25 protein-coding genes and 1 tRNA gene are annotated in these 22670 nt (G+C 57.6%); 18 read left to right on the top strand and 8 right to left on the bottom strand.

Annotation, left to right across the window (positions count from 1 at the left end):
* The first annotated feature begins 2 nt into the window (after nt 1-2).
* The 8 genes from PG871_RS00130 (at nt 3) to PG871_RS00095 (ending at nt 6561) form a co-directional block, all read left to right on the top strand.
* Nucleotides 3-260, top strand: coding sequence for a hypothetical protein (locus PG871_RS00130; protein ID WP_270724989.1), 258 nt, complete (start codon nt 3-5; stop codon nt 258-260).
* Nucleotides 260-1336, top strand: a complete 1077-nt coding sequence (locus PG871_RS00125; protein ID WP_270724988.1) for a branched-chain amino acid ABC transporter permease — start codon at nt 260-262, stop codon at nt 1334-1336. Before PG871_RS00130 ends, PG871_RS00125 begins: the two co-directional genes overlap by 1 nt.
* Before the next feature lie 75 nt (nt 1337-1411).
* Nucleotides 1412-2695 (top strand): ABC transporter substrate-binding protein, encoded by a 1284-nt coding sequence (locus tag PG871_RS00120; protein WP_270724987.1) that lies wholly within the window; start codon nt 1412-1414, stop codon nt 2693-2695.
* A 73-nt stretch (nt 2696-2768) separates the two neighbouring features.
* A complete protein-coding gene (locus tag PG871_RS00115) occupies nt 2769-3587 on the top strand; it encodes an ABC transporter ATP-binding protein (protein ID WP_270724986.1) in 819 nt (272 codons plus the stop codon).
* A 141-nt stretch (nt 3588-3728) separates the two neighbouring features.
* Complete coding sequence (locus PG871_RS00110) at nt 3729-4949, top strand: phenylacetate--CoA ligase family protein (protein WP_270724985.1); 1221 nt, start codon at nt 3729-3731, stop codon at nt 4947-4949.
* Nucleotides 4950-5299: 350 nt separating this feature from the next.
* Nucleotides 5300-5725 carry a hypothetical protein gene (locus tag PG871_RS00105; protein ID WP_270724984.1) on the top strand — a complete coding sequence of 142 codons (426 nt, stop codon included), beginning with the start codon at nt 5300-5302 and terminating at the stop codon, nt 5723-5725.
* A 162-nt stretch (nt 5726-5887) separates the two neighbouring features.
* A complete protein-coding gene (locus PG871_RS00100; protein ID WP_270724983.1) occupies nt 5888-6181 on the top strand; it encodes a hypothetical protein in 294 nt (97 codons plus the stop codon).
* A gap of 80 nt (nt 6182-6261) precedes the next feature.
* Nucleotides 6262-6561 (top strand): hypothetical protein, encoded by a 300-nt coding sequence (locus tag PG871_RS00095; RefSeq protein WP_270724982.1) that lies wholly within the window; start codon nt 6262-6264, stop codon nt 6559-6561.
* Between the two features lie 79 nt (nt 6562-6640).
* Here PG871_RS00095 and ykgO read toward each other — a convergent pair whose 3' ends face one another.
* Both ykgO and PG871_RS00085 read right to left on the bottom strand, forming a co-directional pair.
* Complete coding sequence (gene ykgO, locus PG871_RS00090) at nt 6641-6766, bottom strand: type B 50S ribosomal protein L36 (protein WP_054004448.1); 126 nt, start codon at nt 6764-6766, stop codon at nt 6641-6643.
* 79 nt (nt 6767-6845) lie between these two features.
* Nucleotides 6846-6920, bottom strand: a tRNA-Val gene (locus PG871_RS00085).
* Between the two features lie 144 nt (nt 6921-7064).
* On the opposite strand from PG871_RS00085, the gene PG871_RS00080 reads away from it, so the two are divergent.
* Both PG871_RS00080 and PG871_RS00075 read left to right on the top strand, forming a co-directional pair.
* Nucleotides 7065-7931, top strand: coding sequence for an N-formylglutamate amidohydrolase (locus PG871_RS00080; protein WP_270724981.1), 867 nt, complete (start codon nt 7065-7067; stop codon nt 7929-7931).
* 86 nt (nt 7932-8017) lie between these two features.
* The gene (locus PG871_RS00075) at nt 8018-8968 is read left to right on the top strand and encodes a cation transporter (RefSeq protein ID WP_270724980.1); all 951 of its coding nucleotides are present in this window, start codon (nt 8018-8020) and stop codon (nt 8966-8968) included.
* Nucleotides 8969-8986: 18 nt separating this feature from the next.
* On the opposite strand, the gene PG871_RS00070 is transcribed toward PG871_RS00075, so the two are convergent.
* Together PG871_RS00070 and PG871_RS00065 are read right to left on the bottom strand one after the other, a co-directional pair.
* Nucleotides 8987-9451 (bottom strand): GNAT family N-acetyltransferase, encoded by a 465-nt coding sequence (locus PG871_RS00070; RefSeq protein ID WP_270724979.1) that lies wholly within the window; start codon nt 9449-9451, stop codon nt 8987-8989.
* Between the two features lie 9 nt (nt 9452-9460).
* Nucleotides 9461-10714, bottom strand: coding sequence for a DNA polymerase IV (locus PG871_RS00065; RefSeq protein WP_270724978.1), 1254 nt, complete (start codon nt 10712-10714; stop codon nt 9461-9463).
* A 25-nt stretch (nt 10715-10739) separates the two neighbouring features.
* Between PG871_RS00065 and PG871_RS00060 the strand changes: the two genes are divergently transcribed.
* On the top strand, nt 10740-11171 hold the full coding sequence (locus PG871_RS00060; RefSeq protein WP_270724977.1) for an NUDIX hydrolase: 432 nt from the start codon (nt 10740-10742) through the stop codon (nt 11169-11171).
* Nucleotides 11172-11180: 9 nt separating this feature from the next.
* Here the strand turns inward: PG871_RS00060 and pyrF are convergent, their stop codons facing one another.
* The 3 genes from pyrF to PG871_RS00045 all read right to left on the bottom strand — a co-directional run bounded on the left by pyrF (nt 11181) and on the right by PG871_RS00045 (nt 12979).
* Complete coding sequence (gene pyrF, locus PG871_RS00055) at nt 11181-11900, bottom strand: orotidine-5'-phosphate decarboxylase (protein ID WP_270724976.1); 720 nt, start codon at nt 11898-11900, stop codon at nt 11181-11183.
* Nucleotides 11901-11971: 71 nt separating this feature from the next.
* Complete coding sequence (locus PG871_RS00050; protein ID WP_270724975.1) at nt 11972-12673, bottom strand: methyltransferase; 702 nt, start codon at nt 12671-12673, stop codon at nt 11972-11974.
* Between the two features lie 45 nt (nt 12674-12718).
* Nucleotides 12719-12979 (bottom strand): hypothetical protein, encoded by a 261-nt coding sequence (locus PG871_RS00045; protein ID WP_270724974.1) that lies wholly within the window; start codon nt 12977-12979, stop codon nt 12719-12721.
* Between the two features lie 269 nt (nt 12980-13248).
* On the opposite strand from PG871_RS00045, the gene clpB reads away from it, so the two are divergent.
* From clpB to adhP, 3 genes are all read left to right on the top strand, one after another.
* Nucleotides 13249-15864 carry an ATP-dependent chaperone ClpB gene (gene clpB / locus PG871_RS00040; protein WP_270724973.1) on the top strand — a complete coding sequence of 872 codons (2616 nt, stop codon included), beginning with the start codon at nt 13249-13251 and terminating at the stop codon, nt 15862-15864.
* Between the two features lie 211 nt (nt 15865-16075).
* Entirely contained in the window at nt 16076-16558 is a 483-nt protein-coding gene (locus PG871_RS00035) for an RICIN domain-containing protein (RefSeq protein ID WP_270724972.1), read from the top strand.
* 213 nt (nt 16559-16771) lie between these two features.
* The gene (gene adhP / locus PG871_RS00030; RefSeq protein ID WP_270724971.1) at nt 16772-17791 is read left to right on the top strand and encodes an alcohol dehydrogenase AdhP; all 1020 of its coding nucleotides are present in this window, start codon (nt 16772-16774) and stop codon (nt 17789-17791) included.
* A 64-nt stretch (nt 17792-17855) separates the two neighbouring features.
* Here the strand turns inward: adhP and PG871_RS00025 are convergent, their stop codons facing one another.
* Nucleotides 17856-18614 (bottom strand): hypothetical protein, encoded by a 759-nt coding sequence (locus PG871_RS00025; protein WP_270724970.1) that lies wholly within the window; start codon nt 18612-18614, stop codon nt 17856-17858.
* A 321-nt stretch (nt 18615-18935) separates the two neighbouring features.
* Between PG871_RS00025 and PG871_RS00020 the strand changes: the two genes are divergently transcribed.
* The 4 genes from PG871_RS00020 to msrQ all read left to right on the top strand — a co-directional run bounded on the left by PG871_RS00020 (nt 18936) and on the right by msrQ (nt 22281).
* Nucleotides 18936-20420, top strand: coding sequence for an FMN-binding glutamate synthase family protein (locus PG871_RS00020; protein ID WP_270728620.1), 1485 nt, complete (start codon nt 18936-18938; stop codon nt 20418-20420).
* A 115-nt stretch (nt 20421-20535) separates the two neighbouring features.
* The gene (gene msrP / locus PG871_RS00015) at nt 20536-21438 is read left to right on the top strand and encodes a protein-methionine-sulfoxide reductase catalytic subunit MsrP (protein ID WP_270724969.1); all 903 of its coding nucleotides are present in this window, start codon (nt 20536-20538) and stop codon (nt 21436-21438) included.
* A 2-nt stretch (nt 21439-21440) separates the two neighbouring features.
* Entirely contained in the window at nt 21441-21671 is a 231-nt protein-coding gene (locus tag PG871_RS00010; protein WP_270724968.1) for a GDCCVxC domain-containing (seleno)protein, read from the top strand.
* 4 nt (nt 21672-21675) lie between these two features.
* Entirely contained in the window at nt 21676-22281 is a 606-nt protein-coding gene (gene msrQ, locus PG871_RS00005) for a protein-methionine-sulfoxide reductase heme-binding subunit MsrQ (protein ID WP_270724967.1), read from the top strand.
* Nucleotides 22282-22670 lie beyond the last annotated feature (389 nt).

The following is a 22670-nucleotide window of genomic DNA, read 5'->3' as shown; positions in this document are numbered from 1 at the left end:
AGATGCCCAAGCTGATTGCCATTCTCAACGTGATCGCATGGTCAGGTTTCTGGGCCTTCGGGTTCCTTGCCCTGACCTCCGACCCGGCCAACGGTCAACAGATGACCATCGCGGCTGTTCTAGCGGCACTGGGCGCAGCAGCGGGCATCTGGGCCTACTTCCAACTGGTGCACCACTCAGAGCGCACCGGATATGCCAAACAACGGAACCGGGCGGACCGGTCCCACCTTGAAAAAGAATACAACGAGGAGACCGCCTGATGTTCTATCGTGAAGCTGGCGATTTCAAAACCAACTACGCCGCGGATAACCAGACTTTCCCGATCAAAATTGATCGCAAAGGCTATTACGTGGTGCTGGCGTTTGCCTTTCTGGTGGTGCCGTTCCTGATCAACGATTACTGGGCGAACGCGATCCTGCTGCCGTTCCTGATCTACTCGATCGCGGCCATCGGCCTGAACATTCTTGTCGGCTATTGCGGACAGGTGTCGCTCGGCACAGGCGGTTTCATGGCTGTGGGGGCTTATGCCTGCTACAAGTTTATGACCGGCTTTCCAGAGATCAACATATTCTTCCACGTGCTGCTTTCCGGCGGCGTGACGGCCTTTGTCTGCGTTATGTTTGGCCTGCCAAGCCTGCGCATCAAAGGCTTCTACCTCGCGGTGGCGACACTGGCGGCGCAGTTCTTTTTGGTGTGGCTCTTTAACCGGGTGCCGTGGTTCTACAACTACTCGGCATCGGGTCAGATCAACGCACCGGAACGCACCGTGTTCGGCTTTCCCGTGACCGGCCCCAACACCGAAGCCTGGGCGGCTTATCTGTTCTGCCTCGTGTTTTTGGTGCTCAGCGCGCTGATTGCTCGTAACCTGACGCGCGGCATGGCTGGACGCAAATGGATGGCGATCCGTGACATGGATATTGCTGCTGAGATCATCGGGGTGAACCCGCTCAAGGCCAAGATCAGCGCCTTTGCGGTCTCTGGCTTCTTTGTCGGCATCTCGGGCGCGCTGTTCTTTGCACTGTATCTTGGCGCCGTCGAAGTGGGCGAAGTCTTTGGCATCAACAAATCGTTCCTCGTGCTCTTTATGATCATCATCGGTGGTCTGGGCTCGATCTTCGGCTCCTTCGCGGGCGCTGCCTTCCTCGTGCTGCTCCCCGTGGTGCTGAAGGTGGTAGGCGTGGACATGCTGGGTTGGCCCACTGACATCGTGGCTCACCTGCAGTTAGTGATCGTGGGCGGTCTGATCGTGTTGTTCCTGATCCTGGAACCACACGGCCTTGCCCAACTCTGGCGCGTGACGAAACAGAAACTGCGGTTGTGGCCCTTCCCGCACTAAGGCGGGGCCAGAACCAACCATTCCGGGGCGGGGAGGCCTCGGCACACATCGGAATAAACCAAGGGAGGAAACCCGATGAAGATGAAACTAGCAACCATGGCCGTGACCGCCGTAATGGCAGCCGCTCCGGCAATGGCGGACCTCGTGTTCCCATCGCTGAGCTACCGCACTGGCCCATACGCCGCAGGCGGCATCCCGTTTGCGGATGGCTACGCCGATTACTTCACGCTGCTGAACGAGCGTGACGGCGGTATCGGTGGCGTTCCAACTCGTCTGTTGGAATGTGAAACCGGCTACAACACCGAAAAAGGTGTGGAATGCTACGAATCCACCAAGGGCGAAGGCGCTCTGGTGTATCAACCGCTGTCCACCGGCATCACTTATCAGCTGATCCCCAAAACGACTGCTGACAACATCCCGATGCACACAATGGGCTATGGCCGTACATCTGCCGCCAACGGCGAAGTGTTCAGCCACACCTTCAACTATCCAGGCACGTACTGGAACGGTGCATCCGGCGCGATCAACTATCTGCTGGCTGAAAACGATGGCGACCTGAACGGTCACAAAATCGCGCTGGTTTACCACAACTCCGCTTACGGCAAAGAGCCAATCCGCACGCTCGAAGAGCTGCAGAAGAAGCACGGTTTTGAACTGAGCCTTCTGCCTGTTGACCACCCCGGTCAGGAGCAGAAATCCCAGTGGCTGCAGATCCGTCGTGAAAAGCCTGACACAGTTCTGATGTGGGGCTGGGGCGTGATGAACCAAGTTGCCATTCAGGAAGCCGCAAACATCCGCTTCCCAATGGAAAACTTCATCGGCATCTGGTGGTCCGGTGCAGAGCATGACGTTCTGTCCGCTGGCGACAAAGCCAACGGCTACAAAGCTCTGACTTTCCACAACGTTGGTCGTGACTTCCCGATCTTTGCAGACATCCAGAAGCACGTTGTCGATGCAGGCAAAGCGGCTGGTGCCGGCGATCAGATCGGCAACGTTCTGTATAACCGTGGCATGTACGCGGCGATGCTCGCAGCAGAAGCTGTGAAAACCGCTCAAGAAATCCACGGCGTTGCCGACATCAACGCAGGTCAGATGCGTGATGGTATGGAAGCTCTGTCGATCACTGAAGACAAGATGGCCAGCCTCGGCATGCCAAACTTCGGTCCGTCCTTCGACGTGTCCTGCGAAAACCACGGCGGCCCCGGTCTCGTTGGTGTGACTCAGTGGGATGCGGCAAGCCAGACTTGGTCGCTGATCTCTGACTTTGCAGAAACCGACATGGAAGTGATCGGCGCGCTGATCGCAGAAGATTCCGGTGCTTATGCAGCAGAAAACAACATCGAAAACGCCTGTAACTAAGGCGCTTTGAAACGATCGTCCCGGCCGGCAACCGGCCGGGACACATCACCCCACGAGACGAAAGACAACGCACATGCTTGACGCTGGTCGCACCGAAGAGACACTTCTTGAGGTCAACAACATCGAAGTGATCTACAACCACGTGATCCTCGTGCTCAAAGGCGTAAGCCTGAGCGTGCCCAAGGGCGGCATCACTGCCCTTCTTGGCGGCAACGGCGCGGGCAAGACTACAACGCTAAAGGCGATTTCGAACCTGTTGCACTCCGAGCGCGGCGAAGTCACCAAAGGCTCGATCACGTATCGCAACGAACCCATCGCCGAGCTCGATCCGGCGGCGCTTGTGAAAAAAGGTGTGATCCAGGTGATGGAAGGCCGTCACTGCTTTGAACACCTGACCGTCGAAGAAAACCTGCTGACTGGCGCGTATACCCGCAGCGGTGGTCAAGTCAGCGCAGATCTAGAGATGGTCTACACCTATTTCCCACGCCTGAAAGAACGCCGCAAATCGCAGGCGGGCTATACCTCGGGCGGCGAGCAACAGATGGTCGCAATTGGCCGTGCTCTGATGAGCAAGCCGGAATGTATTCTGCTGGACGAACCGTCTATGGGTCTCGCGCCGCAATTGGTTGAGGAGATCTTTGGCATTGTCAAAGACCTCAACGAAAAGGAAGGCGCGACCTTCTTGCTAGCGGAGCAGAATACTAACGTGGCGCTGCGCTTTGCGCATTACGGCTACATTCTGGAATCCGGTCGCGTCGTGATGGATGGCCCAGCGGCAGAACTGCGCGAAAACCCTGATGTAAAAGAATTTTACCTCGGCATGTCTGAGGAGGGTCGCAAGTCGTTCCGCGACGTGCGCTCTTATCGCCGCCGCAAACGTTGGCTGAGCTAAGGCTTTCTGGGCGCTGTTTTTTGCGCCCGCCCGCCCATCCAGGGCAATTGAATGAAACTTGTTCCGCGCGGTGATCGCAGGCGCGGCACGTCCTCTATTTGCCGCTCGAAACGCGGCTTGTGACACACAAAGGATGGCACCATGAGCCGCTTTTTTGACGAGTTGGAAACCCGCAGCGCAGACCAGCGCGCAGCAGATTTGGCCGAGGCACTGCCGCGACAGATCACCCGCGCAATGGCGCTGCCCGGTTACGCAAACGCTCTTGGCGATGTTGATCCGGCGTCAATCGCCTCAATAGAGGCGCTCGCGACTTTGCCGGTGTTGCGTAAATCCGAACTGGGCGCTGCCCAAAAAGCCAACGGTCCACTTGGTGGCTTTGCCAACCTGAAAAACCCGAACCTCGTGCACGTGTTTCAATCGCCGGGCCCGATCTATGAACCCGGTGGCCACACATCCGATTGGTTCCGCTTTGGTCGCGTGTTGCATGCTGTTGGCATCGGTGCGGATGACATCGTGCAAAACTGCTTCTCCTACCATCTGACACCTGCAGGCATGATGTTTGAAAGCGGCGCACGTGCCGTGGGCGCCAAGGTGCTGCCTGCCGGTGTCGGCCAGACCGAAATGCAGGTCCGCGCGGCCGCCGATATTGGCACCACCGCCTACGCCGGCACGCCGGATTACCTCAAGATCATCCTCGATAAGGCCGAAGAGATGGGCGAAAAGCTCGCCATCACCAAAGCCACCGTCGGCGGCGGCGCGCTGTTCCCGTCTCTGCGTCAGGAATACGCCGATCGCGGCATCAAATGTCTGCAAGGTTATGGCACCGCCGATCTGGGCTCGATCGCCTATGAATCCGACGCCATGGAAGGCATGATTATCGACGATGGTGTGATCGTGGAAATCGTCACGCCGGGCACAGGCACGCCTGTTGCGCCGGGCGAAGTTGGCGAAGTTGTCGTCACCACGCTCAACCCTGATTATCCGCTCATCCGCTTTGCCACCGGCGACCTCTCCGCCGTCCTTCCCGGGCAAAGCCCTTGTGGGCGGACCAACATGCGCATCAAGGGTTGGATGGGCCGTGCCGATCAGACCGCAAAGATCAAAGGTATGTTTGTCCGCCCCGAGCAGGTTGCGGCGTTTGTGGCCAAACACGACGAAGTCACCAAGGCGCGTGTGATTGCCACCCGTTCCGGCGAGATGGATGTGATGACCGTGCAGATCGAGTCACCCGCCGACGCCGCCGACGCTTACGGTGCCTCCGTGGCGGACGCGCTGAAGCTTAAGGGCATCGTCGAGATCGTCGCCCCGGGCAGCCTGCCCAAGGACGGCATCGTGATCGAAGATCAGCGCAAATACGACTGAGGATTTTCCGTTGCGCGGCATGGCGCATGACCATGTCGTCACTTGGCCCGCCCTAGTTTGGGCGGGTCTTTTTGTTTGGCAGCGGCGGTTTTGCTGGAAAGCTGATGCGAAAGGCCCACGCCGCGAACGACGGCCTTGAGCCCAACTCTGCAAAATGGTGCGCGCTCAATCAATGCTGGCAACGCGCAGGAAGTGAGGTTTGCAACGTTACCGACAGCGCCCGATAGCGGACCAAGTTGGCAACTGCGCCGAACGACGGCGAAAAGCGCAAAGTGGCTTGTTACAGCATCGACCCAAATCAGAGACATTTAGGGGTTGACGAATTGCTGCGTTAAACATTCCATCTTCACATGAGCTTTCAGGTGTTGGTGCATAAAGAGTTGAACTTAGTTTACACTAAGTTTTGGGGCTTTGTGGATACCCGAGAACTAGAGCAAGCAACGTTTAACACGCTTGAACACCCTGATTTTGCGCCAGGAATGCTAGAAGTGACCGACCTCTCAGCGGTAGAGGGCACGGATTTAGATGTTGAGAGTTTGGATGCGCAAACGCTGAGATCTACCGCGTATTACGAGATCAATGCAGAACAAACGTCGCACTTCATTTTCGCTCCAACAGATCTTGGTTTCGACTTGGCTCAGGAGCACTTCAGACGTGTGCAAATTGAGGTCGACAACCTGAAAGTAGGTTTGTTTCGGTCCGAGGGTGAAATGTTGAAGGCGATGGAAATTAAGGCAAAGTCAATAGATGAGCTGCTTAACGTCGCCATCCGATAATATCGCCTTTTCAATTTCCAATCGATTTTCAGCTCTGCCCCGCATCGCAGACGCCCATTCAATTTCCGTCATTTTCCGCAAAGTAGACCTCGGAGCCATCCGCAGCTAATCTCTGCGTGTCATGCAAACAGCCCATGCCTGTTCCCTCCAAAGGAGCCTTTTATGTCCCGCCTGTCTTTCGTTGTTGCCGTTTCTGTTTTCGCCGCCCCTATGCCTGCCAATGCGCAGCAGGAGCGTCTGATTCCCTTGGTTGACGGACGCACCTGCTGGTCGGAAACGTCAAACCGCTGCTTTCGCTACAACGAGAGTCGCTACGTCGCCACGCGGGCGGGGTTTGGCAATGCGCGGGTGCCGGCCAATTTGGAAGTGAAGCCCGGCTTCATCACCGAAAGCGGCTTCATCGCCATTGAGCGTGCCATCAGTAAGCAGGTCGGTGGGCAGGCCTTCGGGCGTTGAGTATACCTCATCGCTTCGTGTTTGGACTCTTTTGGTGCTTCAGCCGTAACCTGAAGGCGTAACCACCAAAGGTATTTTCGATGTCCCTGAAACGCCTCTCAACCCTGCTTATGATTGCCGCTCTGGCTGTCCCCGTTCTGCCAACGGCTTCTTTGGCGCAATCCCAGCGATTGATTCCCTTGGTGGATGGCCGCACCTGTTGGGCCGAAGGGTCGCGTCGATGCTTCCGCTTTTCGACACGCAGCCGACGTGCCCATCGCGCTGGTTTTGGCCCCGTCTACGTTCCGCCGGAATCCGAGACACAGCCCGGCTTCATCACCGAAAGTACATTCATTCAAATCGAACGCGCGATCAGCAAACAGGTGGGCAGCGACCGCTAAGCTTTTGCCAAACGCAAAAAACCGCCCCACGGGGCGGCTCTTCAGCTCAGCGATCAGACGGGCCGTAAGGCCCAGTCAATCAGCCCTGACGCGCTTTAAAACGACGCTGGGTCTTGTTGATCACGTATACACGGCCCTTGCGGCGCACAATGCGGCAGTCGCGGTGCCGGTTCTTGAGCGAACGGAGCGAGTTTTTGACTTTCATAGCCTTTATCCTCATGTCGCGGCGCGGCGTGCGCCTCTGGGTTGCGGGTGCTTCGACCTCGGCCAAAGCGGTGAATTCATGGTGGGCGATACTGGGATCGAACCAGTGACCCCTTCGATGTCAACGAAGTGCTCTACCGCTGAGCTAATCACCCATCCGACACATTCCAGGCCCCCCAACAAAAGGGGGCGCGGAAAAAACCGCGCCGGTAGCGGGGTCTATAAAAGGAGTCGGCGGGGGGATCAAGGGCTTTCGGCCCATATATTTTTGTGCCTATATTTTTGTGACAGGAGACGCAATGCAACAAGCCCCGTTTACAGTTAATGCGCCTAATACCCGCGATTCCGCGGTGGTTTTTGCTTCTCCGCACAGCGGCAACCAATACCCGGATTGGTTCGTCAGTCAGTCGCTTCTGGATGGCCACACCATTCGGTCTTCCGAAGATGCTTTTGTCGATGACTTGTTTGACTGTGCGCCTGCCTTTGGTGCGCCGCTTCTTGTCGCCCACGCGCCGCGCGCCTTTCTCGATTTGAACCGCGCTGCGGATGAACTTGACCCTGCGGTGATCGAAGGAGTGCGCAAATTCAACCACAACCCACGCGTTGCGTCCGGCCTTGGTGTGATTCCCCGGGTCGTGGCCAATGGGCGCCCTATTTATTATGGTAAAATGACACGCGCCGAAGCCGGTGAACGTATCGACAGCTTTTGGCGACCGTATCACGAGGCTCTGCAATCGCTGCTGAATGAGTCCCGTGCTGCCTTTGGCAAAGCGATTCTGGTGGATTGTCATTCCATGCCACGCGAGGCAGTCGATGCCTCCCTGCGCCCGGGCACGCGACGCCCGGAAATTGTGCTCGGGGATCGGTTTGGCGCTGCGGCGCATTGCGAAATAGTCGATGAAATCACCGCAGCCTTTGAGGCCGAGGGCTTTGCAGTGGCGCGTAACTCTCCGTTTGCGGGTGCGTATGTAACCCAGACCTATGGGCGCCCCGCGCGTGGGCAACACGCCATTCAAGTGGAAATCGACCGTTCGCTTTATATGGACGAGGCCACTATCACCCCGCATGAGGGTTTCGAGCCGCTCAAGGCGCGCCTGGCAAAGGTGATCGCGGACGTTGCGGCCATTGGGCGCCCTACGCATGGACTGCCTTTGGCTGCGGAATAACTATCAGCACCTTTCTGAGCGCTGCGTCGCTGACAAAAAGGGGTACGTTGCTTAGCGTTCGGAAACCACACAATGGAGGCGCTCCAATGGACAGTAAAACTGTAAAAAGCCTAGAAGCCCGTTCGATGACGATGGCAATGGTGGGAAGTCTTTTCATGGGGGCTTCCGGCATTTTGGCGGCCATTCTGTCCAATTCCACGGCAATTCTGATGGATGGCATGTTTTCGATCATCGCTTTGGTGTCGGCACTGATCGGGCGCAAGATTGGCCAGAACACGGGCGCGGCGCCGGATCGGTTTCGCCCTCTTGGTTATGCGGCGGATGAGGCGGTGTTTGTGACCTTCCGCTCGCTTTCTTTGATTGGTCTGATCTTGTTTGCAGCCGGATCTGCGGTGATGAATATTGTTAATTACCTGAACGGGGCGCCAATTGCAGAACTGAACTATGAGCCGATGCTTATCTATTTCCTTGTGATCAGTGTGACCTGTTTCGCACTGTGGTTTGTCCACACTCGCACTTGGACCAAGACCGGCAAGGTCAGCGAAATCCTCAAACTGGAATCCAAAGCGGCCTTCATAGATGGCGGGCTGACCGTTGGTACGGCAGTTGGTCTCGGCATTATCTATTTTTACGGTGATGGGGTGCTCGCGCCGATTGCCCCAATCGGCGATTCTATTGTGGTGTTCTTCTTGTGTTTGTTGGCCGTTGGTCAGGTGTGGCGTGATCTTGGGTCGGGTATGGGAGAGTTGCTTGGCGTTACTGCAAAGCCTGAAATCTATGCAAAGGTGCGCCGCGCCTTACGCCCTAGCACAGCCAATTTGCCAGGTGCGGTGCTGGATGTGTCCGTGGTCAAGCTTGGGCGGACATATACGGTGAGTGTGTACTATAATCCGCAACAGCCCATCGCAGCAGAAGAGGTCGACCGCCTTAATCTCGAAATGCTGGCAAACGTGCGTGCGATCCTGCCGGGTGCGGATGTGTTGTTGTGTATTTCGCAATATGCCCGAAGCTGGCCCGAAGGCATGGTTCCGGATTAAGTTGGGGCAGGGGTCAAATCACAGGTCCTTTTCCAAAAAAACCAATGGCACGCCAAGGCCCTCGACTTCGCCAAACCGAATCTCTTGCCACCCGGCCTTGTCGTAAAACTGCCGGGCTTGAGAATTGGCTGTGAAGGTCTCCAGTCTCGCAGATCTATATCCGCGCACCGCAATTGCATCTTCAGCATGGGCCAAAAGTTGTGACCCCACGCCATTGCGCTGTTGGTCCAGCCGCGTCATCAGCAGGTGCACCAGGTCGTCGAAACAGACCACAAACCCAAGAATGACGTCTTCGACTTCGGCTACGATAAGGTGGTTCAGGTTTTGCGTAATCTCGCCATCTGCGTCGCCGCTGTTGATGTAGCCTTCGACCATCTCCTGCCCCAGAAAGGGCGTGTATCGGATCCGGATCACCTCCTGTGCAAGCGCACATAGATGGGTGACGTCGTCCGGGCGGGCAGGGCGAAGAGTGCAATCAGTCACAATAAGCTCTCATCGCATCGACCGCCCCTTGAGAATCGCATCCGAGCCGAACCGTTTGCGAATTTCATCGGTCGCGCGTTCGGCCTTGGCGCGCTGACCCGCCTGAGGATCCAGCAGGTCGCCGGACAGATCGGCACGCTCAGCGGGCACCAAATCGGCCAGCCCGACCCCGATCAATCGGTATGGCCCCTGATCCCCAACCTGTTCAAATAATCCCCGCGCGGTGCGATACACGGTGTCGGCCATCTGCGTTGCATCCCGCAAACTAAGCCGACGGCTGATCGCGCTGTGATTGGCGCGTTTAAGCTTGAGCGTCACCACCCGCCCTGCCAGATCTTTGGCCTTGGCACGGTCCGAGACTTTCTCCGCCAACCGCCAGATATGTCCATCCAGCACATCCGGGTTTGCTGTATCCTCAAAAAACGTGGTCTCGTTGCTGATGCTTTTCATTGGGGCATTGGTAGCAACGCGTCGCTTGTCTTGCCCACGCGCCAAATGCCAGAGCCGATAGCCCATGTTGCCAAAACGCGCGATCAAATCGTCCTGCTCCCACCGCAGCAGATCGGTGAACGTGCGTATGCCCGCGCGATCAAGGCTTTCTTGCGCCACCGGCCCAATGCCCCAGATCAGGCGCACGGGCTTGTCACGCAGAAAGTCCGCGGTTTCAGCCTCGCCAATCACCGAAAACCCGCGAGGCTTGTCCAAATCGCTGGCCACCTTGGCAAGAAACTTGTTGTGGCTCAGCCCGATTGATCCGGTGATGCCCAACTCGTCTTTCATCCGTTTGGTCAGCCGCGCCAGCATGACCGCCGGCGGTGCCCCATGAAGCCGCTCCGTGCCGGACAGGTCCATAAAAGCCTCATCCAGCGACAAAGGCTCAATCACCGGTGTCATCTCGTCCATCAGCTTGCGAATTTCTCGGCTGATCTCGACATAGACCGACATCCGCGGCTTGATCACCACGGCATCCGGGCACAGCTTGAGCGCCTGAAACATCGGCATGGCCGAGCGCACACCGCGAATGCGCGCCACATAGCAGGCCGTCGACACAACACCGCGTTTGCCGCCGCCAATAATCACCGGCTTGTCTACCAACTCGGGGTTATCGCGTTTTTCAACGCTTGCATAAAAGGCATCACAGTCCATATGCGCTATAGAGAGTGTGAACAGTTCGGGGTGACTAACCACGCGCATGCTGCCGCACCGCTCACAGCGCGGTCCGGTTTCTAGAGTCTTAAGACAGTCGCGGCACAGTGACGGCATACATTTTTACGCAAGTGATTGAGTGATGAGTATAACAGGTCAAGCTTTGACAGACACGGCGTTTCGCGGCACCAAGTTGCTGATTTTTGCGGGTGACCAACTCGTAACGCTTCTGCGCGATGACATCCCCTCCATTCCTTGGCCGGACCATTGGGATTTCCCCGGTGGCGGTCGCGAAGGTACTGAGAACGCTGTGGCGTGCACGTTGCGCGAAACACGAGAAGAGCTTGGGCTGGCACTCTCCCCCAAGTCGCTCATCTGGGCGCGCCGTTATTTCAGGATCGACCACCACACGTGGTTTTTTGCGGCACAGCTTCCGGCGGCAATCGCGGCTGATATCCAGCTTGGCAACGAAGGCCAGAGTTGGCGTTTGATGGCGCCGGACGAGTACCTTACCCATCCGCGTGCCATTCCCCATTTCCAAGCGCGCTTGGCCGACTACCTTGCAAACTGCTGACAGGCGGTATCAGAGATTGGGGCGCTGCGCCTGCGCAGAAGACAACTCCGAAACAATTGCCTGCGCAGCTGCGCGCGGGTCTGCCGCCGTCCAGACCGGACGGCCCACCACAATGTGGTCTGCGCCATCGCGCACCGCGCTGGCCGGTGTTGCCACCCGCTTCTGATCGCCCAAAGCAGCGCCAGCAGGCCGCACGCCTGGTGTGACAATCAAACGGTCTTGTGCTTGCGGAAGCGCGCGGATCAGTGCGGCTTCCTGCGGGCTGGCAATCACGCCATCGGCACCGGCCTCAAGCGCCAGTCCGGCGCGTTCGATCACCAGATCCTGAACTGCGCCGTCCTTGATCAGGCACCCATCCAGATCTTCGCGGTCCAGAGACGTCAAAATCGTGACCCCGAGGATTTTCATATCACTGCCCGCCGCGCCCTGTTTGGCGGCCTGCACCACATGCGGATCGCCATGCACCGTCAGAAAATCCAGATCGAACTGCGCCAGCCCCCGCACCGCGGCCTCAACCGTGGCGCCGATGTCAAACAGCTTCATGTCCAGAAAGATGCGTTTGCCGTGTTCCGCCTTCAACTCATTGGCCAACGCCAACCCGCCGGTGGTCAACATGCCCAGTCCGATTTTGTAAAACGACACGGTGTCCCCAAGGGTCTCGGCCAACTTCAACCCCTCAAGGGCATTGGGCACATCAAGGGCGACGATCAGGCGGTCATCTGCGGTCATTGGGGTTCTCCGATACGGGCTGTGGGGCAAATTGCCGGATCAATACTGCCCTCAAGATCAACCCGCAACCCTCAGCGCTTGCCGTAGATCCACTCCATGTCGGGCTTTTCGGTGCAATACATGTGCACCCAGATATAGCAGTGCTGAAAAAACGCCACCACCAGCGCGTTCCAACTGTCAAACAACAGTGCGATGCCCCATAGCCCCAAAAACGCCACACCGTACATGGCGTTGCTGGTGTATTTGAACGCCCCTTCGCGCACGATTGGCATGGCCGCGATCTCGTCGCGGAAATGATCTCCGCCCACTGCGCGGCGGATTGTAAAATGTGTGAACACAGAATGCATCACCCACACCGCCAGCCCAAGCAACACCGCGCCGACCAACCATTCTGCCCATCGGGGTTCGTTGAGCGATGTGGTGTCGGCCCAGCCTGCCACAATAATCGTTAGCGGCCGGACAATAAGGAAGGGCATAAATACCTTGGTCCAGGTCGCCAGGTCACGCTCGCCAAATAGCCGTGAAAGAACGCCGCGATGAAGCTGCAGACGGAAAACCGCCGCGACCAGAACCTGATGAAACAGTGCGAGAGCAATCGACACGATGGCCCAGTCTGCGGATGTCAGCAACAGAAAGCGGCGGGCATCTTCCGGACGGCTCAGCAGGGAACAGGCGCCCACAGACAACAAAATAGCCAGCCCCAGATGTTGCGGCTGGCCTTCAAGAATGTCGCGCCATTTCGATCTCGCGCGGATATCGGACAGTGTGCTCATTTTGCCAGTGTCACTGCTTGAACGCGCACTGTCCAGTCTCACAAATCAGCTGTCGAGTGGCATCAACCCGGGTGCAAACGACAATTTTTCGCGGCCAGTGCGCATTTCCGGCATCCGGCTGATCTGGCGCAAAGCTTCGCGGATCAATGCCAGACGTCCTTCGCCTTCGCGGCGCTGTTCGGCTGCGGGCACGTTACAATGCAATTGCACGTCACGTTCTTCGCTGCTCAGCGAAACAACGGCAGACAATTCGCCAAGGGTCTGGCGATACGTCGGATTGGAGATTTGAATGTCGGTCACATACATGGTGCGGCCCCTTTTATACACTGCGTCACTGGTTACACTGATCCAGAAATGGGGCGAAAATGGTCGTGAGTTAAGGTTTCTTTAAGCCATTTGTTCCCCCCCCCTTTTGCCTTGCGGGGCCGGGCCCTGACACAATGTGCGCGCAAACATTTGGGATGTTTCTTGAAACCGGTGGCAGGCTTCCCCACATTCCTCATGAGGCCCACAAACGGGACGTGCCGCCAAGCGGGCGTTCCAATATAAGGGCGCTTGGAAAAAGGAGAAAACCCATGGACTTGAGCAAGTTCACGGAACGGTCGCGTGGTTTCGTTCAGGCGGCACAGACCATTGCAATGCGGGAAAGCCATCAGCGGCTGGCCCCGGAACACCTTCTCAAAGCATTGATGGACGACGAACAGGGGCTGGCAGCCAACCTGATCAAACGCGCCGGCGGTGATCCCGTTCGTGTGCGCGAAGCTGTGGATGCCGCGATCACCAAATTGCCGCAAGTGTCGGGCGACACCGGTCAACCCTATCTGGACAGCGCCACCGGCAAAGTGCTGGGCGAGGCCGAGGCCATCGCCAAGAAAGCTGGCGACAGTTTTGTACCTGTCGAGCGCATCCTTATGGCGCTGGTGATGGTAAAATCCAAAGCCAAAGACGCTCTTGTCTCGGGCGACGTGACCGCGCAGGCGCTGAACACCGCTATCAACGACATTCGCAAAGGCCGCACCGCTGATTCCGCCTCCGCCGAAGAGGGCTATGACGCGCTGAAGAAATACGCGCAGGATCTGACGGATCGCGCCGCCGAGGGCAAAATCGACCCGATCATTGGCCGCGACGATGAAATCCGCCGCGCGATGCAGGTTCTGTCGCGCCGCACCAAGAACAACCCCGTTCTGATCGGCGAACCGGGCGTGGGTAAAACCGCGATTGCCGAAGGCATGGCCCTGCGCATCATCAACGGTGACGTGCCGGAATCGCTCAAGAACAAAAAACTCCTGGCGCTCGACATGGGCGCGCTGATTGCCGGTGCCAAATACCGCGGTGAGTTCGAAGAACGTCTCAAGGCGGTTCTGACCGAAGTCACCGAAGCAGCCGGCGAGATCATCCTCTTTATCGATGAAATGCACACGCTGGTTGGCGCGGGTAAAACCGACGGCGCAATGGATGCCGCCAACCTGATCAAACCGGCGCTGGCCCGGGGTGAGCTGCATTGTATTGGTGCAACCACGCTGGATGAATACCGTAAATACGTGGAAAAAGACGCAGCTCTCGCGCGGCGTTTCCAGCCGGTTGTCGTCGAAGAACCCACAGTCGAGGACACCATCTCGATCCTGCGTGGCATCAAGGAGAAATACGAACTGCACCACGGTGTGCGGATCTCTGACTCCGCGCTGGTTGCGGCGTCTACCCTAAGCCACCGCTACATCACTGACCGCTTCCTGCCCGACAAAGCCATCGACCTTGTGGACGAGGCGGCGTCGCGCCTGCGCATGGAAGTGGACAGTAAACCCGAAGAACTCGATGCACTTGACCGCCAGATCCTGCAATTGCAGATCGAGGAAGAGGCGCTCAAGCTTGAGGATGACGCGGCTTCCAAAGATCGTCTGGAAACGCTGCAAAAAGACCTCGCCGATCTGCAGGATAAATCCGCCGAAATGACCGCCAAATGGCAGGCGGGCCGTGACAAGTTGGCCTCGGCGCGTGACATTAAGGAATCGCTGGATCAGGCCCGCGCGGATCTGGACATCGCCAAACGTGCGGGCAATCTCGCCCGCGCAGGTGAGCTGTCCTACGGCGTGATTCCCGATCTGGAGAAAAAGCTGGAGGACGCCGAAGCCGCAGAAGGCGAAATGACGGTTGAAGAGGCCGTGCGCCCTGAACAGATCGCGCAGGTTGTCGAGCGTTGGACCGGCATTCCGACCACAAAAATGCTCGAAGGCGAACGTGAAAAGCTGTTGCGCATGGAGGACGACCTGCACCGCCGCGTGATTGGTCAGCATTCCGCCGTGACTGCCCTTTCCAACGCCGTGCGCCGCGCGCGTGCGGGCCTCAATGATGAAAACCGCCCTCTTGGGTCGTTCCTGTTCTTGGGTCCAACCGGCGTCGGCAAGACCGAGCTGACCAAAGCCGTCGCCGAATTTTTGTTTGACGACGACAACGCCATGGTGCGCATCGACATGTCCGAGTTCATGGAAAAGCACGCCGTCGCTCGTCTGATCGGCGCGCCTCCCGGCTATGTTGGCTATGACGAAGGTGGTGTTTTGACCGAGGCCGTGCGCCGTCGCCCCTATCAGGTGGTGCTGTTTGACGAGGTCGAAAAAGCACACCCCGATGTGTTCAACGTGCTTCTGCAAGTGCTTGATGATGGCGTTTTGACCGATGGTCAGGGCCGCACCGTGGACTTCAAACAAACGCTGATCATCCTGACGTCCAACCTTGGCGCGCAAGCGCTCAGCCAGTTGCCCGAAGGCGCGGATGCATCTGACGCCCGTCGCGACGTGATGGACGCCGTGCGCGCGCATTTCCGTCCCGAGTTCCTGAACCGTCTGGACGAAACCATCATCTTTGACCGTCTCGCACGGGCAGATATGGACGGCATCGTCACAATCCAGCTTGGACTGCTCAAGAAACGTCTTGCAGGTCGCAAGATCGGTCTCGAACTGGATGACGGCGCCAAAAAATGGCTGGCCGATGAAGGCTACGATCCGGTGTTCGGTGCCCGCCCTTTGAAGCGCGTCATTCAACGCGCCCTGCAAAACCCATTGGCCGAAGCGCTTTTGGCTGGGGACATCAAAGACGGGGATACCATCCCTGTCACCGCTGGGGCACAAGGCTTGCTGATCGGGGATCGAGTCGGCTCGACCGACAATCCGAAACCGGACGATGCAGTGGTGCATTAATCCAAACACTTTGACTGACGGCAAAGGCGGGGGCATTCCCCGCCTTTTGTTTGGATCTTTGCGACGGAAATTCAAAAGCCGTGCGTTTCAGGCTAAACAGTGCGAACCTTGTGCTGTTTTTTGTTTGGTAGCTTTTTGAATTGGAATGCATTCCAAGAACCAGTCTCTCCTTCCCCTAACCGGCGCAACTCTTGCGTTTTCGCTCGTCTCAGTGTCCGCCTCGGCCGAAGAGGTCGAAATCTATCTGGTTGATATGCTCGACAACATTCAGAGCGGCTATTGCGTCGATATCGCCGGTGGCAAGGGCGCCTCGGCTGACCCCGCCAATGGATTGCAGGGGCACACATGCTACAGCCCCTTGGGCGGGCTTCTTGTGGACCAGATCTTTGAGACGGACCGTTTCGCTGACGGTCAGCTTTACATGCCGAAGTTTGATGTCTGCGCGCAGATCGACGGTGTCGAAGTCGGGGCCACAGTTTCGCTTGCGGCTTGCGACGGTTCTTCGAAGCAAAGCTTTGTCTTCTCCGGTGACGGGGTCATCACTCCGGCCTCGGCACAAGAACTTTGCCTGACGGTTGGAGAAGACACTCGTTTTGGACGCAGTAAGCAAAACCAGATCAAGGCGATGACCTTGCAGACGTGTGATGCCGATTTGGCCACCCATCAAACTTGGGCCGTGCGCACCGGCCTCTAAAGAGTTCCGATATTTAGTTTTGAGCGATCGTTTGCGCTAAAAATCAGGCGGCCGTTTGCCGGAAACTGGCGATGATGTGCCACGCAATGCGGGTATGTCAGCCCACGCATAGCAACCGTCGATGGTTGGGACTATCTTTCAAACAGGAAACGAAACGCGCTTTTCGTCTGGTCCGCGCAGAGTGCGCCGGACCCTTGGTGAAGGAGACGGGTCATGCCCATGATGAAAGCTGCGGTGGTGCGCGAATTTGGCAAGCCGCTGGATATCTGCGAAGTTGAAAAACCCGAAGTTGGCCCCGGCCAGATTGTCGTGAAGGTCGCCGCCAGCGGCGTGTGCCACACCGATCTGCACGCCGCGCATGGCGATTGGCCGGTCAAACCTCAGCCGCCCTTCATTCCCGGTCACGAAGGCGTCGGCACCGTGGCCGAAGTTGGCGCCGGAGTGACGAATGTGAAAGAGGGCGATCGGGTGGGCATCCCGTGGCTCTATTCCGCATGCGGCTGCTGCAAACATTGCATGAGCGGTTGGGAAACGCTTTGCACCAGTCAGCAAAACACGGGCTACAGCGTGAATGGCGGCTTTGCTGACTATGTCTTGGCAGACCCGAATTACGTGGGCCATCTGCCGGACAACGTCGGCTTTGCCCCTGCCGCGCCGGTGCTATGCGCCGGTGTGACCGTTTACAAAGGGCTGAAAGAAACCGAGGCCCGCCCGGGGCAGACCGTAGTGATTTCCGGCATAGGTGGTTTGGGCCACATGGCGGTGCAATACGCCAAGGCGATGGGGCTGCATGTCATTGCCGTGGACATCAGCGATGACAAGCTAAAGCTCGCTACGGAACTCGGCGCGGATATGACCATCAACGCACTCAAGACCGATCCGGTTGCCGAAGTGCAAAAAGGCGGCGGTGCCGAAGGTGTGCTGGTCACCGCTGTTGCGGGTAAGTCTTTTGAGCAAGGCGTTGGTATGTTGGGGCGCGGCGGCACAATGAGCCTTGTGGGTCTGCCACCCGAGAACTTCCCGCTGTCGATCTTTGACACGGTGCTGAACCGCAAAACCATCCGAGGGTCTATCGTTGGTACGCGTATGGACTTGGCGGAATCGCTGCAGTTTGCCGCCGAGGGCAAGGTGGCCGCGCATTACACAACAGAACCTTTGGACAACGTGAACGACATTTTCGATCGCATGGTCAAAGGCCAGATAAATGGCCGCGTGGTGATGGAGATCGGTTAAGTTCCGGAAAGTTGCGAAACGGCCGCGTGCTACCAACGCGGCCGTGCTGTGAAGCGAAGGCCCGTCATCGCGCACTGATTCTGTCAAAGAGTGCTTCGTCCCGAGCGTTAAACTCACGCAGGAAGTTTTGCACCTGCGGATCCTGAAACACAGCCCGATCAAAATGCCACCGGCTGACGTTGGCCCGTGTGTTTGCCCGCGGTCGTTTGCCGGTCATCACCTGCGCCAACTGTTCCAAATCCGCGATCGGCACAATCAGCTCATACCCTGCCAATCGGCGTTCGGCTTCCGCATGGTCGGGGGCGATATCGTCTCCGATCAGGAAACGGCTTTGCAGATTAGCGAAAAGCGCGGGGGTTGAGGCGACTGCCGCCACGACGGCCCCGGGGTCGGTGTGGTCCGTCTTGCGGATGCTGTCCGACGCCGCCTTTATCCCTGAAGAGTGCGGTGCATAAAACCGCTCTCCGCGGGCACGTATTTCGATCATCCAATTGTAATGCGCCGCCACGTGATCAACGGGATCGCGCATCGCGCCAAACCATCGCACTTGCCGCCCCGGTGCGACACGTTGCGTCAGCCCTTGCATCTTTTCCCAGGACAAGTGGCCGCTAATCCAATCCGCTCGTGCCATTGCGCGGTCAAATATGCGATGGCCAGACTCAAACCGCTCTACATGTGTCAGCCCCCGAGACGACCAGTGTTGCAGATGGGAGTTGATCGAGCTGCCAGCTGCCTTAGGGACATGCACAAAGCTGACCAACGGCGCCGTTCCGCCACGCAAACAGGTCAAAAGACAGGTGTAATCCGCAATACGTTGCCGCATGTGCCTGAAATCCTCGCAACCGGTGACGTTCCAACCGGACCAGTTGGCGTTGTCCGAGTGTCGCCCCGAACAGTAGCCGCCCGAACCAGCGCATGCCAGCCTTCGCACGGTTGCGTTAGGCCTCAAAGCGGAGTTTTCGGTAATCACAACGCGTAGGGGGGCTCATTTGCGGTGCCCATATTGATTAAGCCATCGGCCAGGCGGACCAACCTGCTACATTTGCCCAACGTCGCAGTTACCCATTCGTGACTTGCCCTCAGGCCTTGCGCGTTCCACTCTCGCCCAAACAAGCCAAACCGGAGATCGCCGATGGACACCACCATGGAAACTGCCTTTGACGTCGTCAATTTCCTCGGCCTGCTGTTTGTTCTGGTCTTCGGTCTGCTGATTGCCGTTGCGGCCGTACTCTTTGTTATCGACCGCAGCCAAACCGGCGACGCCATCCGGCGCAACTATCCGGTTATTGGCCGCTTCCGGCACCTGTTTTCCGAACTTGGTGAATTCTTCCGGCAATACTTCTTTGCCATGGACCGCGAAGAGTTGCCGTTTAACCGCGCCCAACGTGAGTGGGTCACCCGCGCGGGTGAGGGCAAAGGCAACACCGTTGCCTTCGGGTCCACGCGCAACTTGGCTGTGCCCGGCACGCCGATCTTTGTGAACGACCCGTTTCCGCCGCTGGATGATCAATACGCCAGCACCGAACCGCTTCAGATCGGTCCCACCGCGCGCGTGCCTTTCCTTGCGCCGTCAATTTTCAACATCTCCGGCATGAGCTATGGCGCGATTTCCAAACCGGCGGTGCAATCTCTGTCGCGCGGCGCCAAGGAGGCCGGCGTCTGGCTCAATACCGGCGAGGGCGGCCTGTCGCCGTTCCACCTCGAAGGCGGTTGCGACATTGTCTATCAGATCGGCACCGCCAAATTTGGCGTACGCGATGCGGATGGCAACCTGTCCGACGACAAGCTGCGCGAGATGGCGGCTCATGATTCCGTGCGCATGTTTGAAATCAAAATGGCCCAGGGCGCCAAGCCCGGCAAAGGCGGCATCCTTCCGGGCGAAAAAGTCAACGAAGAGATCGCGGCCATTCGTGGCCTGCAGGTCGGCCAAGACGGCATTTCCCCCAACCGCCACCGAGAGATCGACACCTTTGATCATCTCCTAGACATGATCACCCATATTCGCGAGGTCACCGGCAAACCCGTAGGGATCAAAACTGTCGTCGGGTCCGAGGAAACCATGCGGCAGTTCTTTGACACCATTGCGCGGCGCGGCGCGGATGCAGCGCCTGATTTTATCACGCTTGATGGCGGCGAAGGTGGCACAGGTGCCGCGCCAATGCCGCTGATTGATCTTGTGGGCATGCCGGTGCGCGAGGCCCTGCCCTTGGTGGCCAACCTGCGTGAAGAATTTGGCCTCAATGATCGCATCCGGCTCATCGCATCCGGCAAACTGGTCAATCCCGGCGACATTGCGTGGGCTTTGGCGGCGGGCGCGGATTTTGTGACCTCTGCGCGCGGCTTCATGTTCGCGCTGGGCTGTATTCAAGCGCTTAAATGCAACAAAAACACCTGCCCCACCGGCATCACCACCCATGATCCGCGCTTTCAAAAAGGTCTGGTGGTGGAACGCAAATACACCCGCGTCGCACGGTACGCCAAAGCGGTCATAAAAGAAGTCGAAATCATCGCCCATTCCGTGGGCGTGTCCGAGCCGCGCGAATTGCGCCGCCGCCATGTGAGGCTTGTGCAGCCCAACGGGCGGTCTGTACCGATGAACGAGATATTCCCAAGGCCGGGGCAGGGGTGACGGACCACGCCCGACAGCCGAAACATTTCAATTGCCCCACACCATCGTGAGACCAAGTGTGTGGCGCAGCGCCATCCCGTCACGCTAAGAACAGGCAAGGGTATAGGAGACACCAATGGCGCATCGCTGGAAAAATACACTGACACATGACGACGTGACCCCTCGGTCCGCCTTTCTGAACCGCCGCCAGATTATGGCGGGCATGGCAGGCTTGGGTCTCGCGGCCATTGCGCCCAAGGCACAGGCCGCTGCTGATCTGACGCCGACAGATCTGGACGTCATTAGCCAATACAACAACTTCTATGAATTCGGCACCGGCAAAGAAGACCCCGCCAGACATGCCCACCGTCTGACAACCGCCCCTTGGACGATCAAGATTGATGGCATGGTCGACAATCCCGGCGACTATGACTTCGCCGACATCATGTCCAAGATGACCGTCGAAGAGCGCATCTATCGATTCCGCTGTGTAGAGGCGTGGTCGATGGTGGTGCCTTGGAACGGATTTGAGCTTAAGGATCTGCTTGATCTGGCGGGTGTGCAATCCTCTGCCAAATACGTCGCCTTTGAAACGCTCTATCGTCCGCATGAAATGATCGGGCAACAAGCGCCGTTTCTTGACTGGCCTTATGTCGAGGGCCTGCGTCTGGACGAAGCCAATCATCCGCTGACGATTATGGCGACGGGCATCTATGGCAAGGACATCCCCAAACAGAATGGTGCGCCTCTTCGTTTGGTGGTGCCTTGGAAATACGGGTTCAAATCCATCAAGTCGATTGTGCGCATCACGCTGACAGACAAAGAGCCACCCACCAGCTGGAACAAAGCGGCCGCTTCGGAGTATGGTTTTTATTCCAACGTGAACCCCGAGGTCAGCCACCCGCGCTGGTCGCAAGCTTCCGAGCGCCCTATTGGCGGCGGTCTCTTTGCCAAGCGCATCCCCACTTTGATGATGAACGGGTATGAAGAAGAGGTCGCTAGCCTTTACGAGGGCATGGACCTTGCCAAAAACTACTGAACATGGGCCATCTGATCCTCATATCCAATGTGACTTGCCCTGAGTGCGGCCACGAAGAGGCGCACCAGATGCCCGAGGACGCGTGCCAATTTTTTCTGGAGTGCCCAAAGTGCGAGGCACTCCTAAAGCCCTTGCCCGGCGATTGCTGCGTTTTCTGTTCCTACGGCACCGCGCCATGCCCGCCAGTGCAGAAGGGCGAAGATTGCAACGCCGGAGAAGAACAGGCCAACTGATTTTATGAAAGACCAGATCAACACTTTGATCCGCCGCATTCCGAAATGGGCACTATATGTAACGGCGGCAATCTATCCGGTAGGGCTGTTGTACAGTGGTCTGACTGGCGGCCTTGGCGTTGATCCCGTCAAAGCGATGGAGCACGCGCTTGGCAAGACCGGCCTTCAACTGATTGTACTTGGCCTGATCGTCACGCCACTTCGGTCTTTGTCCGGTGTTTCTCTATTGCCGCTTCGTCGGGTGATCGGCGTGGTCGCCTTCTTCTACATATTGTTGCACTTCATGGTCTGGCTGGTGCTGGACGTTCAGATCCTGTCTCAGGTCTGGGCCGACATTCTCAAACGACCTTATGTGACGGTTGGTATGGCGGGGCTGCTTCTGCTGATACCGCTGGCCCTAACATCGAACACGTGGTCGGTTCGCAAACTTGGCGCACGGTGGCGCAAGCTGCACAAGCTTACCTATCCGGCTGCGCTGCTGGGTGTCGCACACTACCTGATGCAATCGCGCGGCTTTCAGTATGAGCCTCTTATATATGTCGGTGTAGTTGTCGGACTTTTGGCATGGCGCATGGTGCCGCGTCGCTCCCGTCAGACCCGCACCAGCTGAAACCACACCGACGCGATGCCGACGCGATACCGATGGAATGCAGATGTGGGGTTTGCAGCCTTCTCGCGACTCGGATTCGGGGAGATGATTCCGCTCCCGACTCGGAATCGGGGCCGATTCACCGCGATTCCGAGGTTTTTGTCAGCGCAAACACCGGCTTTCTGCGAAGATGTCTGTGGATAACTCAAGAAACCGGCCATTTCGCAAATGGTTAACGCAACCAATTCCGGAATTTGCGAGAGCTAAGCAAAAAATTGCAGCCGTAACTATTTGTTTTTAAACAATATTCAAGAAATTGTCAAAAAACCGCAGAAAACTTCAAAAAAGCGCTTGCGGGTATCGTGAACTAACCGTAGAACCCCCCTCACCGGCGGCGCTGAGGCGCACAA

The sequence above is a fragment of the Shimia sp. Alg240-R146 genome (assembly GCF_947331465.1).
Taxonomy (GTDB): Bacteria; Pseudomonadota; Alphaproteobacteria; order Rhodobacterales; family Rhodobacteraceae; genus Shimia.
Note: the sequence above shows the minus strand (reverse complement) of the source record. Positions and strands in the feature narration are given on the sequence as shown.

What these genes read in the sequence shown, in the direction of transcription:
- PG871_RS00060 (WP_270724977.1), top strand. Translation starts at nt 10,740, where the DNA reads ATGAGTATAACAGGTCAAGCTTTGACAGACACGGCGTTTCGCGGCACC.
- PG871_RS00025 (WP_270724970.1), bottom strand. Translation starts at nt 18,614, where the DNA reads ATGCGGCAACGTATTGCGGATTACACCTGTCTTTTGACCTGTTTGCGT.
- PG871_RS00050 (WP_270724975.1), bottom strand. Translation starts at nt 12,673, where the DNA reads ATGAGCACACTGTCCGATATCCGCGCGAGATCGAAATGGCGCGACATT.
- PG871_RS00020 (WP_270728620.1), top strand. Translation starts at nt 18,936, where the DNA reads ATGGAAACTGCCTTTGACGTCGTCAATTTCCTCGGCCTGCTGTTTGTT.
- PG871_RS00065 (WP_270724978.1), bottom strand. Translation starts at nt 10,714, where the DNA reads ATGCCGTCACTGTGCCGCGACTGTCTTAAGACTCTAGAAACCGGACCG.
- PG871_RS00080 (WP_270724981.1), top strand. Translation starts at nt 7,065, where the DNA reads ATGCAACAAGCCCCGTTTACAGTTAATGCGCCTAATACCCGCGATTCC.
- PG871_RS00010 (WP_270724968.1), top strand. Translation starts at nt 21,441, where the DNA reads ATGGGCCATCTGATCCTCATATCCAATGTGACTTGCCCTGAGTGCGGC.
- adhP (WP_270724971.1), top strand. Translation starts at nt 16,772, where the DNA reads ATGCCCATGATGAAAGCTGCGGTGGTGCGCGAATTTGGCAAGCCGCTG.
- msrP (WP_270724969.1), top strand. Translation starts at nt 20,536, where the DNA reads ATGGCGCATCGCTGGAAAAATACACTGACACATGACGACGTGACCCCT.
- PG871_RS00075 (WP_270724980.1), top strand. Translation starts at nt 8,018, where the DNA reads ATGGACAGTAAAACTGTAAAAAGCCTAGAAGCCCGTTCGATGACGATG.
- PG871_RS00120 (WP_270724987.1), top strand. Translation starts at nt 1,412, where the DNA reads ATGAAGATGAAACTAGCAACCATGGCCGTGACCGCCGTAATGGCAGCC.
- PG871_RS00105 (WP_270724984.1), top strand. Translation starts at nt 5,300, where the DNA reads ATGAGCTTTCAGGTGTTGGTGCATAAAGAGTTGAACTTAGTTTACACT.
- PG871_RS00130 (WP_270724989.1), top strand. Translation starts at nt 3, where the DNA reads ATGCCCAAGCTGATTGCCATTCTCAACGTGATCGCATGGTCAGGTTTC.
- PG871_RS00095 (WP_270724982.1), top strand. Translation starts at nt 6,262, where the DNA reads ATGTCCCTGAAACGCCTCTCAACCCTGCTTATGATTGCCGCTCTGGCT.
- ykgO (WP_054004448.1), bottom strand. Translation starts at nt 6,766, where the DNA reads ATGAAAGTCAAAAACTCGCTCCGTTCGCTCAAGAACCGGCACCGCGAC.
- PG871_RS00110 (WP_270724985.1), top strand. Translation starts at nt 3,729, where the DNA reads ATGAGCCGCTTTTTTGACGAGTTGGAAACCCGCAGCGCAGACCAGCGC.
- pyrF (WP_270724976.1), bottom strand. Translation starts at nt 11,900, where the DNA reads ATGACCGCAGATGACCGCCTGATCGTCGCCCTTGATGTGCCCAATGCC.
- clpB (WP_270724973.1), top strand. Translation starts at nt 13,249, where the DNA reads ATGGACTTGAGCAAGTTCACGGAACGGTCGCGTGGTTTCGTTCAGGCG.
- PG871_RS00115 (WP_270724986.1), top strand. Translation starts at nt 2,769, where the DNA reads ATGCTTGACGCTGGTCGCACCGAAGAGACACTTCTTGAGGTCAACAAC.
- PG871_RS00100 (WP_270724983.1), top strand. Translation starts at nt 5,888, where the DNA reads ATGTCCCGCCTGTCTTTCGTTGTTGCCGTTTCTGTTTTCGCCGCCCCT.
- PG871_RS00045 (WP_270724974.1), bottom strand. Translation starts at nt 12,979, where the DNA reads ATGTATGTGACCGACATTCAAATCTCCAATCCGACGTATCGCCAGACC.
- PG871_RS00125 (WP_270724988.1), top strand. Translation starts at nt 260, where the DNA reads ATGTTCTATCGTGAAGCTGGCGATTTCAAAACCAACTACGCCGCGGAT.
- msrQ (WP_270724967.1), top strand. Translation starts at nt 21,676, where the DNA reads ATGAAAGACCAGATCAACACTTTGATCCGCCGCATTCCGAAATGGGCA.